Here is a 12264-nt window from a genome sequence, read left to right as displayed (position 1 = left end):
CCTCCTAAAACGACACAGTTCATGTTAAAATAACTGCTTATGAGTGAGCTTTGATGTAATTGATTACATCCTGGACAGTCCTCAGTTTTTCGGCTTCTTCATCGGCAATCTCCAAGTCAAACTCCTCTTCCATGGCCATAATTAATTCTACCAGGTCAAGAGAATCAGCCCCCAGGTCATCAATAAAAGCAGCTTCGGGTACGACTTCAGATTTATCAACCCCCAACCGGTCTGCAATGATATTTATTACTCGCTCTTCCATGTCTGACATCAGTCTTTACCTCCCTCTTTAAGCTGATTGAATCGTCACAGTGAAATAATATTTTTGAAAATTATTGCTGATTGCACCTTCGAACGTATAATCTCCTGCTGGTCTTGCAAGCCAGCCGGTTCTGTCATCCTGCACCTAGTGAAGCATCCGGACTTTGCAGTAATGTTATATTCTTCACCAGGCCATAATGATCGCGGCAAGAAAAATGAATTCTGCAACAGCCTTTAGTGCTTATAAAAACCCTTCCGCCGGTGGTTGACAACTTATGCCATAATCAAGCCGCCGTTGATGTGAATGACTTCGCCGGTGATATATCCGGCCGCTTCGGAAGCCAGGAAAGCAACCAGCGCGGCAACTTCTTCTGGAGCACCGAACCGGTTGAGCGGAATCTGAGCCAACATGTCGGCTTGAATCTTTTCGGGTAGCCCGGCGGTCATGTCGGTAGCAATAAAACCTGGGGCAATGGCATTGACCGTTATCTGGCGAGAGGCCAACTCCCGGGCTGCGGCCTTGGTTAAACCCACCAACCCGGCCTTTGAGGCGGCATAATTGGCCTGCCCAGGATTGCCCATAAAGGCCACCACCGAGGAGAGGCTGATAATGCGGCCCCACCGCTGTTTCATCATGGGGCGGGTGGCAGCCTTGATGCAATTGAAGGCGCCCTTCAGATTAACGTTCAGCACCTGGTCCCAGTCCTGCTCTTTCAGTCGGGCAATTAGATTGTCTCTGGCAATACCGGCGTTGTTGACCAGAATATCGAGGCGGCCTTGACTCTTAACGATGGTGTCGACGGCGGCGGTAACATCGGCAGGATCGGCAACATTGAAACCGAGCACCTCGGCTTGGGCGCCTTGGGCCCGCGCCTGTTCACAGGTCTCAGCCGCCTGATCAAAATTGGCCACGTCGTTCACGTAGAGCATCATCTTAGGTTGGGCCAGGGCGATGACACAAGCCCGCCCGATACCTCGTGAAGCGCCAGTCACCAGTGCAACGCGATGTATATCACTCAAGGCTGCTCCTTCATAAGCGGCTGTTTAGCTGACAAAGGGAAAAAACATCCATTGAACCGACTATCGTAGCATATATTAATCAACCCTATCCTGCCAACTAATTGTTTGAATTCCAATGTAAACTCACCGTGGCGCTCCCGCCTCAGCGGCTGGCCTTGATCTGTTGAATCAGAGCCGGAATGATCTCAAACATATCCCCCACTAGACCGATGTCGGCAATCTGAAAGATAGGTGCCTGAGGATCACTGTTGATGGCGACAATAAAATCCGACGACTGCATTCCCACCAGGTGTTGCGCCGCGCCTGAAATACCACAGGCGAAATAGAGCCGCGGGGCCACGGTTTTCCCGGTCTGGCCGATCTGATGCTGATAAGAAATCCAGCCAGCGTCAACTGCGGCCCGGGTAGCTCCTACCGCCCCTCCCAAGAGGTCAGCCAGTTCTTCAAGGAGTTGGAAGTTCTTGCCATCCTGCAGTCCCCGCCCCCCGGCGACAATAACCTCGGCTTCGCCCAAGGGGATGGCTTCGGTGATTTCGGAAACCGTCTCTAAAAAGCGAGAGCGGAAAGGCTGTTCCAACTCCTCCAATCTGACCGGGATGACGGTTCCCTCCCGATCCGATTGCAGAGCAAGTTTTTTCATGACGCGAGGCCGCACGGTGGCCATCTGGGGATATGACCGGGGTGTGAGGATGGTGGCCATGATGTTGCCGCCGAAGGCCGGCCTGGTTTGCAGCAGTAGGTTGGTCTCCGTCTCGAGGTCAAAGGCGGTGCAGTCAGCGGTAAGGCCGGTATCTAGCAGAGCAGCGACCCTGGGAATGAAGGCCCGCCCCAAATAGGTGGCCCCGGCCAGGATGATCTCAGGCTGCTCGCGCCTGGCCAAAGCCGTCAGGGCGGCAGCATAGGGTTCCTCAACGAAATCCGCCAGGCGGGGATGATCCACCAGATAGACCTTATCGGCCCCGCCGGCAATCAACCCGGCGGTTAGCTCCTGGACCTGGTGGCCGAAAAGCACTGCCGCTACGGGAACCTGCATCCTAGCCGCCAAACGGCGCGCTTCCCCCAAAAGCTCCAGGGATACCGGAGCCATGCGGCCACCCCGTTGCTCAGCAAAAATCCAGATGCCCCCATGAGGGCGATAAACTTCCGAAGACCCCGCCTCAGTGGCAGGGAGGCTCAGAGCGCCGTATTCACAGACCTCTACACAAGCGCCGCAGAGCGTACAGCCGTCATCGACCATAAGCCTGCCATCAAGCAGATACAACAGGCCAAACGGACAGGCATCCAGGCATTGCCCACACCCGGTACACCTTTCGAGATTGATAATGACAGACATTAACTCTTAATAGTTACTATAATAACAAGTAGTTATCAATCTATCTACCGCCGCTGCAACTGCTGCAACCGGGACCAGAGAGTTGCGGCCATCTCTGTAGCGGTACCGGCTAAGATCTCCCGCTGTCCGCGCGGCGGCGGGGGAAAAACCTTCACCACCCTCGTAAAAGAGCCTTTAAAACCAACCTGTTCTTCGCCAAGCGACAGATCGGCCAGGCCATAAACCGGAATGGTAGCAGATTTAGCCCGCAACTTGGCTTTAAAAGAAGGGAGGCGGGGCTCATTGATTTCTTTGACTATCGTGATCAGGGCCGGTAATTGAACCTCGACGCGGTCATAGCCGTGGTCTAGCAACCGCTCTACCTGTAGCAGCTCCGGCCTGACAAAAACCAGTTTACGGGCCCAGGCTACATGTGGAATATCCAGGAAAGCGGCCATTTCCGGCCCGACCTGGGCCGTATCGCCGTCGATGGCCTGTTTGCCGCAAAAGATCAGGTCGGCGCCACCCAGACGGCGCACGGCAGCGGCCAGGGTGAAGGCAGTGGCCCACGTATCAGCCCCGGCAAACGCCCGGTCAGATAACAGAAAGGCTTGATCGGCACCATAGGAAAGCGCCTCCCGCAGCGCCGCTTCGGCCTGGGGGGGACCCATGCTTAATACAATAACTTCACCGCCCTGCTGCTCCCGCACCCGCAAACCTTCTTCAAGGGCATAGAGGTCAAAAGGGTTGATGATACTTTTGACTCCCTCGCGTTGCAGGTTGTGAGTCGCCGGATCCAGGCGTACATCCTGGCTCTCGGGAACCTGTTTCAGACAGACAATAATCTTCATAATTGCTGGCGGTGCCTCGGCTACGAGGTTACCAAAAGCGGCAAGGCCATGAATCGCATCACCTTAGCGTTTTTTGCTGAATTCCTTATTAAGGGCCTGACCGATGACATTGCGCAAGATCTGGTTGGTACCCTCAAAAATCTGCAAGATTTTGGCATCCCGCATCATCTTCTCCACCGGGTATTCGCGCATATACCCATGGCCGCCAAGGATCTGGACTGCATCGGTGGTTACCTGCATGGCCATATCGGTAGGAAATAGTTTGGCCATGGCAGATTCTTTGGAAAACTCTTTGGGATCATGATCAATAGCCCGAGCTACGGCATAGACCAGTGCCCGGGCCGCCTCAAGCTGGGTGGCCATATTCGCCAGCATATGCTGCACCGCCTGAAAAGAGATGATCGGGTGTCCGAACTGCTGGCGCTCTCGGGCAAAGATCACCGCCTCCTCCAGAGCGGCCTGGGCCAGACCCAGGGCCAGGGCGCCCACCCCCGGACGAGAAAAGTCCAGGGTCTTGAGGGCGATGACAAAACCGAAGCCTTCTTTGGCAATAAGGCGATTGGCCGGAATCCGGCAGTTTTGGAAGACAATCTCCCGCGTTACCGAGGCCCGGATGCCCATTTTCTGTTCTTTTTTGCCAAAGGAGATGCCAGGATCATCGGCTTCGACAATAAAGGCACTGGCCCCGCGGGCTCCTTTGCTGCGGTCGCTCAGGGCGATCACCGTATAGATACCCGCCTCGCCGGCATTGGTGATCCACTGTTTCGTACCATTGAGGATATAGCTGTCGCCATCCCGTACCGCAATGGTCTGGATAGCACCGGCGTCGCTGCCCGCCTGCGATTCGGTTAAGGCAAAGGCGGCTAAATGGTCTCCCTTGGCTAAGGGCGGCAGATAACGCTTTTTTTGGTCTTCCGAGCCATACAGCAGGAAGGGGTAGGCGCCCAGAAAGGTGGCCGCAAAAGTGGTGGCAATCCCGACACAACCGGTGCTGAGAGCCTCCAATACCAGACAGTTTTCCATGCAGCCCAACCCTAAACCGCCATACTGCTCCGGAATAATCACCCCAAAAAGATCGGCCTGGGCCAGATCCCGCATGAGTTCAGTCGGAAAAATTTCATGTTCGTCCAGCTCCGCCCGCACCGGCTTGATGCGGTCATGCGCGATCTGGAGGGCCAACTCCTGGAGCATCTGCTGTTCTTCCGTCAGCAAGTAATCCATGGCCTGACCTCATTATTCCTCGGATTTGGGGATAACCAACCGGCCTTTATAAACGCCGCAATGCGGGCAGGCGTGATGCGGCAACCGGGGTTCGCCGCACTGAGGGCAAACGGCGACTTGAGGAAGGGTGAGGTGGTCGTGAGAGCGCCGCATGTTCCGTTTGGATTTAGAAGTGCGATGTTTCGGTAGGGCCACGGTTTAAACTCCTTTAATTCGTTAATCAATCCTGTTTTAATTTCTCTAACCCGGCAAAAGCGGGGTTAAAACCGGAAGAGCGGCAGGAACAGCTCTCTCGATTCAAGTTTGCTCCGCAGCGCCAACATAAACCGGCACACTCTGGCCGGCACAGCGGCTTCAGGGGCAGGGCTAAGAGAATCTGCTCGCGCAGATAAATATCGAGATCTAATTCTTCACCGCTGATATAGTCCTCGTTTAATTCCTCGCCGGTGAGTTCCCTTTCCTCATCCGGCACTGCCGTCTGGGAACCCTTAAGAAAAATTTCAAAGGCTAAATTCAGAGGTTCGGCAAAGACGTCCAAACAGCGGCTGCAGGTGTAGATGAGCTCCCCCTGGAGATTGCCGCGCAGCAAAATGGCATCGTCGTGCTTTTCCAGATGGACAACACCCGTAAGAGGCTTCCCCAGAGAAAACTCAAGGTCCGGGGCCTCCTGAAGCCACCGGGCAAACCATTCCTGTCCCAACGACACCGGTAGATCTATCCCCTCCCAGGTTATCTGCTCAATGGAAACGATGAACGATGATTTTTTTTTCATGGTGTAGTAGTGACTGGCTTGCCTGGTTGGGTCACAGTCGCTTATATAAAAACAGTGCGCCGTGAGCAGAAAAAAGCATTATTGTGAGCAGCTTCCACGGTTCTGTTTTCATGCTTCGTTGTGTTTGTCAGAACATGATGGCTTATATGAACATAAAATATTTATTATAATGAAAAAGAGACCCCTGTCAAGTTTTACCGGGGCTTAAAATTTCGATGCCGGGCCGTCCCGGCCAGACCCGAAAGTCCTGCCGTATAATGAGGTTGTCAGGGTATCGCCCGCATTTTGGCGTCTGGGCTCTCTCAGGCAAATGCCTTGGCTTCCAAGACCGCCAGGGCAGCCCGGGCCTTCAAGAGGGCCCGATACTTCTTTTCAGCCTTATCGAACTTTTTTGCGACCATGGCCTTGAGTAGATCGCCTTCGAGCTCCGCGATATCTAACCGTTGATAATAATCCATGGTCTCCTTCAGGTGAGCCAGGACAATCTTGCCGGTCAATATGGGGTGGTTGTTGGTGACGTTGGCATCCTTGAATCGCGTTCCATGTTCTAATTCCACTTCCAAACCGGTGATAAAATCCTCCAAAGGTATATCCATTTTTTCGACATTAACAACCTGCAGAATTTTTTCCGCCTCGTCCGGCAGCACCTGAGGGGGATCAGGGAGCTGGGTCCAGTCCCGGATGCCAAGCTCCTGACATATCCGTTGTACTTCGACAATAGGAACATAATCAGGCAATTGCATGAGACATCCTCCTGTCGGTAGAAAATATTAAGGGGAAAGATAGTGTTTCTCTCCCCCATTGAGTCCAGAGGCCGCAAAGTGGGAAGGAGAAGTGCATCCCGCCTTTAGGATTTACAACTGGTAGCGCTCTTCCACGATACGCTCCACTTCCTCTTCGGTGGGCATGGTGTCGCGGTAGCCGGCCATGTATTGGTTCCGCAGCCACCGGAAGAGGCTGACGGTTTCGTTGATGCGGACGATTTCCGGGATAACGCCGCTCTCCTGGGTCTTAATATGCTGGTTATATTGTCCCAGCATACTTACCACATCATAGAAGGTGGCGGCTTCCCGTTTGATGCCCTTCTTGAAAGACTTGCCTTCAGAGGGATAGATCTGTTCCGGTTCCGGGTTGCCCGAGATATCAACCCGTTGGAAAGGCCGACGCACCGCTATCTGCCATTTCCGGGATTCTACCATCATTCGGGACACGAGCGGTCCGGCCCAGTCGTGGCTCTGATGACCCTGCGGGCAGAAGGAGAAAAATTCGACCATAGACGGCCCGTTATAGGCAATGGCCTCCTTCAAGATTTTAATAGCATACATGGGATTGTCAATAGTCAACTTGGCAGCGTAGACATGGGAAATGGCCATAGCCTGGCTGATAACCCGGCGGTGCAGGGTTGTCTTACCGGCAAATTTAGCCCCGAAGGGTGAAGTGGAACGGTCGCTGCCGAATCGGGTGGCCCCGGATTTCTGCATGCCGGTATTCATATAACCTTCGTTGTTATAGATAATCCAGGTAATATCGAAGTTTTCCCCGAGGGCGTGGTTAAACGGTCCGTTGCCGATGTCATAGATGGCACCGTCGCCGGCGAAGACGATAACCTTGGTGAGGACGTTATTGTAACGGTTCTCATAGGCTTGATCCAGGCTGAACTTGGCGCCCAACGCCGCCGCGGAGGCAGTGCCGAAGCCATAATGCCCGCTCTGATAGATCCGGGTGTTGAAGGGATTCCCCAACTCCGAAACCTGGTTGCAGCCCGTGGCGTTAATAGTGTAGATGTTGAACCCATAGTCCAGCATATGCTCTATGGCCCGCTGGGTTTTATCGGAAAGAATCTTGATCCCCTGGTAGAAGGTGGCAATCCCCTCAGGGTTGTTGCGCAGCGATTCTGCCGCAAAAAAAGTCAGCAGGTTGATGGTCGGCTCACTGCACCCCGGACATAGCGTGTGTTTCCCGGGATACATCTTGGAAAAAACAAACAGCGCCTGATGCATCAAGGTCATCTGATGCACGTGCGGGGCCAGGCCATAGGTATTATCATAGTCCTTGCAGGGTTCAGGCAGAAAATCGCGTTCAGTCAGTTTGGTCTTATCCACCATGCGCAAGGCGTTGGTGGGGCAGACGGCGGCACACACCCCGCAACCTTTGCAGGCGCTGGGAACGGCATCGATATTCATGGCGAACCGCTCCCAGGGCACGCCCTTAGGCGGTTTTTTAAATACCTTGAAGAAACGTTCGTATTCCTCCGGAATAGGCCGTTCCGTCACGGTACAAAAGAGCGCCGAATCCGGGCAGGACGCCGTACACGTACCGCAGGCGGTGCATTTGGCCGCGTCCCAAACCGGCAGTTGCGTTCCGATAAAGCTGACGTCCCGGTATCTCGTAGTGGCGGCGGGCACCACCGGCAGGAAATGATCCCAACTGATCCGGCGCCCTTCAATCAGCGGGTGCACCATCTCCAGATAAAAGATCTCCTGGTAGTTAGGAATGAGGTTTACGGGCTTAATGGCACCCAGTTCATCCTTTTCTTTGACCTGCACCGGTAGCCCGGCGGAGCCAGGCGTCAGGCCGAAGTCCTCGGCTAGGGGCGGTTTGTAGCCCACCCCGCAGGCTTCGATCGCCGCCAGGCCGTTAAGTCCTTCTAACCCCCTCGTTCCCGCTTTCTCGATCCCGTATCGCAAGAGGGAGATGTTGGTGTCCAACACCGCCTTACCTTTCTTTCCTAATTTCCGTTCCAGAATGCGGATAAAGCGCGCCTCGAATTCCTTTTCCGGCAGGATGCCCATTTCCTTGTTGATCAGGCCCAGAATAGGCGCGCCGGGAAGGTTTTTCTTCATCTGCTTAAGTGCAGCCCACGTGGCGTCAATAGCCTTTAAGCGAATCTTGCGATATTGAATCAGGGTCTGCACCTGAGGCGGAAATCCCGCCATAATTTCTTCCGGGTCCTTTAGGGTATTGACCACCAGCAGGCCATTTTCTTTCAGTCCTCCCACATATTCCCGCAGAATCTGGCCTTCTAAAAATTTCTCATTGAAGAAGGCCAGCACGTCCCGTTCGGTCAATTCCGAACTGTTGCGGATGGGCAACGGACTGATGCGCAGGTTCATAAATACCGGCGACCCCTTGCGGGCGGCGCCATAGCGGGCCCCGGTCTGGATGTAATTGGTGTGTCCACCGCTTTCCTCGGCATAGATCAGCGCCGCTGATTCCAGGGCGGTCTTGACGCCTTCGGCACCGATGCCGATAAAAGTCATGCCCAGTTCCCGCTCCGGAAAACCGGGCAGCGGCGCCGGCTTCAAGGTGTAGGGACCTTCGATTCCGGCGGAAAAATCCCGCAAAAAGCCGCCCCGCTTTTTCTCAAAGCAGGCCGCCATGTTTTCCACTACCGCGGCAGCATCGTATTTATTGAAGTCTTTGCTGCCCAGACCATACACCCCGTGCAGCAACGTCGGCATGGAGGTCCGGCCGTAAACCTGGTGTTCCGGCTTGCCTTCCCGCCCCGCCCGCAAGGAGATTTGCAAGGCCGCCTGCAGGTCTGCCAACATCAACTGGTTGTGAGTAGTCCCGGTCCGCTCCAAGACCGTAATAACCCTGGCATTGCGCACCCCGTAGGCCAACTCCTCATAACAGGGAGGATTAAACAACACCGGCCGCACCACCCCGATCTTGTAGCCCTTGGCGTCGCGGTAGTAATCTACCACGTCTTTCACCACCCCGGCCGCCGATCCCATCACTATGACCACCATGTCGGCATCCTCGGTGCGATAGCACTCCACCACCTTGAGATTAGACCCCAGAATCTTATTGGCGGCATTCATGGCAGCGATATAGGCCTTGCGCATAAAATGGTAGGCAAAATCCTGGCCGATCTGCCCTTCCATGGTCAGATCGGTATCCGTAAACGTACCCGTCAGGATGGGATAAGAAAAATTCGGCTGATAGAACCGGTTGGGCGGTCCGACAAAATAGCGCAGGAACTCATCCGATAACTCCTTGATATTTTCAATGGCGTGGCTTTTAATAAAACCGTCGCCAATCACCATGCACGGCAGCATCACCTGCCGCATTTCGGAAACCTTAAAGGCTACCGGCAGGAGCTCATGCAATTCCTGGTTATCTCCGGCCACCAACTGGGCCCAACCGGCGTTGCGCACCGCGTAGAAATCCGTATGGCCGCAGTGAATGCTTAAAGAGCCTTTATTCACCTCCCGGGCCATCACCGTCATCACTACCGGCAGCCGCTTCCCGGCAACCGAGAACAGATTTTTGGTCTTGAGCAACAATCCCTGCGACGAGGTGTTGTCGGCGTAACGCCCCCCCTGACAGGCCATGGCCTCCACGGCGGAGATAGCCGACAATTCATCGCTGGGCTGGAAATACATCAATTCGTGCCCGAAAATATTACTGGCACCCTGGGACGAGGCCCGCGCAAACGTCTCGGCAATTGGCGTAGACGGGGTAATCGGATAGCCGCATAAGCCATCGACCAGCCGGGTCAGGATAGAGATCGCTCCCTGGTTGCCATCCATCAATACATCCCGGCGTTTTCGCATGGACTCCAGTTGCGATTCGGGGATTGTCGCCAGATCAAAATCGAACAATTGCTTGGCGTCAAAACGTTCCCACTCGGCTTGCCAATCGATCTCTACCTTACGACCCAACTTCTCCTTCAGGTTGTAGTAGGGCAGATTCATCTGGAGAGTCAATAAATTAATCCTGGATTCCATGCCACATCTCCTCAAACAAAATATCCGTCAACCTCTCGCTGGCGACGGCTTTTTCCCCGGCAGACTTATGACCTCTTCGCCGACGATAGAAAAGTGTTATATATTAACATATGATTCATAACTTGGCTACCGCCCGGTAAGAATTTCCGGTTTTAGACCATATTTTTCATTTTCCGCACCCGCTAAAACCCGGAATCTCCACTGCCTGGACTGAACAATTCCTTGCCAATCCGGGGAGGCTAGGGTACAATAACGCCGCAAAGAGCCTGATTCAGGCTCGGTTCCTTTCCAAGGTGCTGCTGCTTAACGTGCTCATGATGGGCAGTGGTGGCGGCTCTCACCGCATTGCCTGGGTGGCGGAATGGGTAGACGCAAGGGACTTAAAATCCCTCGGGGTTCATCCCCGTGCCGGTTCAAATCCGGCCCCAGGCACCAAGAATATTAAGAGGTTAGCAATTTCGCCAACCCCTCTTTTATTGTCTGACAAATCCTTGGTGAATATATAGGTGAATACCAATCAAATTTTCTCCCTCACCAGGGCCCTGAGTTCATCCCTGCCCACGGTGTTATATCTCAAAAACATGGCCGTGGTCTTGTGGCCGGTAATTGCCATAATCACAGAATCATGAATACCCGCCCGCCTCATGTTAGTCGTGAAAGTATGCCGGAGATCGTGGAAAGTAAAGTCGGTAATGTTTGCTTTTCGACAAGCCGATTGAAAGCTTTCACGAATTGACGTTATGGGGTTCCCGTTTTTCAGGAAGACCCTCAACTGTGGCAACCCCCTGGGTATGCCCTTAAATAAATCCATAAGTTCTGAATTGAGGGGAATTAGCCGGGCTTCGTTAGTTTTGGTATCTTCGGGCCGCAAGGTGATAAATCCCTCCTTCAAATCTATCTGTCCCCACGTCAAAGAAAGAATTTCCCCCTGTCTCATGCCGGTATGATAGGCAACCTTGACAATCGGCCTGAGGTATCCAGGGCATTGATTTATTAAATTTAAATACTCCGCTTCCGATAAAACCCGGTCCCTGGCATTATTTTCTTTGAGCATCTTCAAGCCTTTAACGGGAGTTTTTTCGGCTTTTTCGTTGGCTATAGCCTTGTTGAAGATAATTTTCAGTAATGCCATTTCCCGGTTTACGGTGGCCGGTTTTGTGGGGTTTCCCCGGTAAGATAGTTCGGATAACCTATCCTGCCGGTATTTCTCGACCATTGCCGGGGTTATATCCTTCAAGAGTTTGTCGCCAAAAACCGGGAGAAGTTTTTTCAAGCTCCTTTCATCCCGGCTATAACTCCGCTTGGCCTTAACTTCCGGGAGGTTTAAATACCAGTCAGCCAGGGTTTTGAATGTGGTCTTCGCATCAGGGCATTTCCTGACAAACCTCCCCTCAGCCAGTAAGCTCCTCACTTCCCGATACCGCTGCTCCGCCGCCGCCTTGTTGGGGCCGATCCGCTCCCGCCGCAGCCGTCGCTCATGATCGTAATACTCAATCCACCAAATCCGCCCGCTGTGCTTCGCCAAGAGGAAACCACAACCCTTACAGGCTTTCTCTTTTGCGGGGTTACGCCGCTTACATTGTGGACATTCGATTAACAAGGCCATTATTTGCACCGCCCATTTATCAATACCAACTTCTTTTTTCGTTTGCGCCGATTCAGCGCTAACCGATTTTCTTTTTCTCGTCTGTATTTTATGGCACATGCGGTATTATGATACCGTTTGACAACTACTTCAAATTCACGTTTTTCACCTTCAGGGAGCAGCATTAATATTTCAATCACATCGGCAAGGCATAACGCACCTGCACCATACGAACCATATAATATACGTTCGGCATGATATAAATATTCTTTTACCTCTTCCATTGCCTGCCTCCAAAAAGAAAAATGCCTGGCATTGTCAGGGAGCACTACACTCCCCCCGGTCCTTACGGAGTCGGGATGCCAGGCAACTTTATTTTCGGTGGAAAAAAAATCCTCATAACGGTGAGGTCTCCGGTAGTGGTGTTTTGACATTAGGATTAGAGCACACTTCCCCCGGCCTGTCAAGAAAAAGTATCCATGTTGATTTATTCGCCGGGAGTGGGTATA

The 12264-nt window shown here is 53.3% G+C and carries 11 protein-coding genes and 1 tRNA gene; 1 reads left to right on the top strand and 11 read right to left on the bottom strand.

All coding sequences use genetic code 11. The features are described from left to right. Positions 1-37: 37 nt before the first annotated feature. The 9 genes from acpP to DESAC_RS02700 form a co-directional block, all read right to left on the bottom strand. Positions 38-271, bottom strand: coding sequence for an acyl carrier protein (gene acpP, locus DESAC_RS02735; RefSeq protein WP_013705551.1), 234 nt, complete (start codon positions 269-271; stop codon positions 38-40). A gap of 263 nt (positions 272-534) precedes the next feature. Beyond that, positions 535-1281: a 3-oxoacyl-[acyl-carrier-protein] reductase gene (gene fabG, locus DESAC_RS02730; protein WP_013705550.1), complete on the bottom strand. Its 747-nt coding sequence runs from the start codon at positions 1279-1281 to the stop codon at positions 535-537. Positions 1282-1423: 142 nt separating this feature from the next. Next, the gene (locus DESAC_RS02725) at positions 1424-2614 is read right to left on the bottom strand and encodes an electron transfer flavoprotein subunit alpha (protein ID WP_013705549.1); all 1191 of its coding nucleotides are present in this window, start codon (positions 2612-2614) and stop codon (positions 1424-1426) included. A gap of 44 nt (positions 2615-2658) precedes the next feature. After that, a complete protein-coding gene (locus DESAC_RS02720; RefSeq protein ID WP_013705548.1) occupies positions 2659-3444 on the bottom strand; it encodes an electron transfer flavoprotein subunit beta/FixA family protein in 786 nt (261 codons plus the stop codon). A gap of 63 nt (positions 3445-3507) precedes the next feature. After that, complete coding sequence (locus DESAC_RS02715; protein WP_013705547.1) at positions 3508-4665, bottom strand: acyl-CoA dehydrogenase family protein; 1158 nt, start codon at positions 4663-4665, stop codon at positions 3508-3510. Positions 4666-4677: 12 nt separating this feature from the next. Then, a complete protein-coding gene (rpmF, locus tag DESAC_RS15630; RefSeq protein ID WP_013705546.1) occupies positions 4678-4860 on the bottom strand; it encodes a 50S ribosomal protein L32 in 183 nt (60 codons plus the stop codon). 25 nt (positions 4861-4885) lie between these two features. Further along, a complete protein-coding gene (locus tag DESAC_RS02710; protein WP_013705545.1) occupies positions 4886-5437 on the bottom strand; it encodes a YceD family protein in 552 nt (183 codons plus the stop codon). A 302-nt stretch (positions 5438-5739) separates the two neighbouring features. Then, positions 5740-6180 carry a DUF5661 family protein gene (locus DESAC_RS14955; protein ID WP_013705544.1) on the bottom strand — a complete coding sequence of 147 codons (441 nt, stop codon included), beginning with the start codon at positions 6178-6180 and terminating at the stop codon, positions 5740-5742. 111 nt (positions 6181-6291) lie between these two features. Further along, positions 6292-10170: a thiamine pyrophosphate-dependent enzyme gene (locus tag DESAC_RS02700; RefSeq protein WP_013705543.1), complete on the bottom strand. Its 3879-nt coding sequence runs from the start codon at positions 10168-10170 to the stop codon at positions 6292-6294. Between the two features lie 347 nt (positions 10171-10517). On the opposite strand from DESAC_RS02700, the gene DESAC_RS02695 reads away from it, so the two are divergent. Then, positions 10518-10605 (top strand) — tRNA-Leu (locus tag DESAC_RS02695). 82 nt (positions 10606-10687) lie between these two features. Here the strand turns inward: DESAC_RS02695 and DESAC_RS02690 are convergent. After that, complete coding sequence (locus tag DESAC_RS02690) at positions 10688-11695, bottom strand: tyrosine-type recombinase/integrase (RefSeq protein ID WP_169311490.1); 1008 nt, start codon at positions 11693-11695, stop codon at positions 10688-10690. An 80-nt stretch (positions 11696-11775) separates the two neighbouring features. Then, positions 11776-12039: a hypothetical protein gene (locus DESAC_RS15980; protein ID WP_013705541.1), complete on the bottom strand. Its 264-nt coding sequence runs from the start codon at positions 12037-12039 to the stop codon at positions 11776-11778. Positions 12040-12264: the final 225 nt, after the last annotated feature.

This window comes from Desulfobacca acetoxidans DSM 11109 (assembly GCF_000195295.1).
Lineage (GTDB): Bacteria > Desulfobacterota > Desulfobaccia > Desulfobaccales > Desulfobaccaceae > Desulfobacca > Desulfobacca acetoxidans.
The sequence above is the reverse complement of the archived record's forward strand: the minus strand, read 5'-3'. Positions and strand labels throughout refer to the sequence as shown.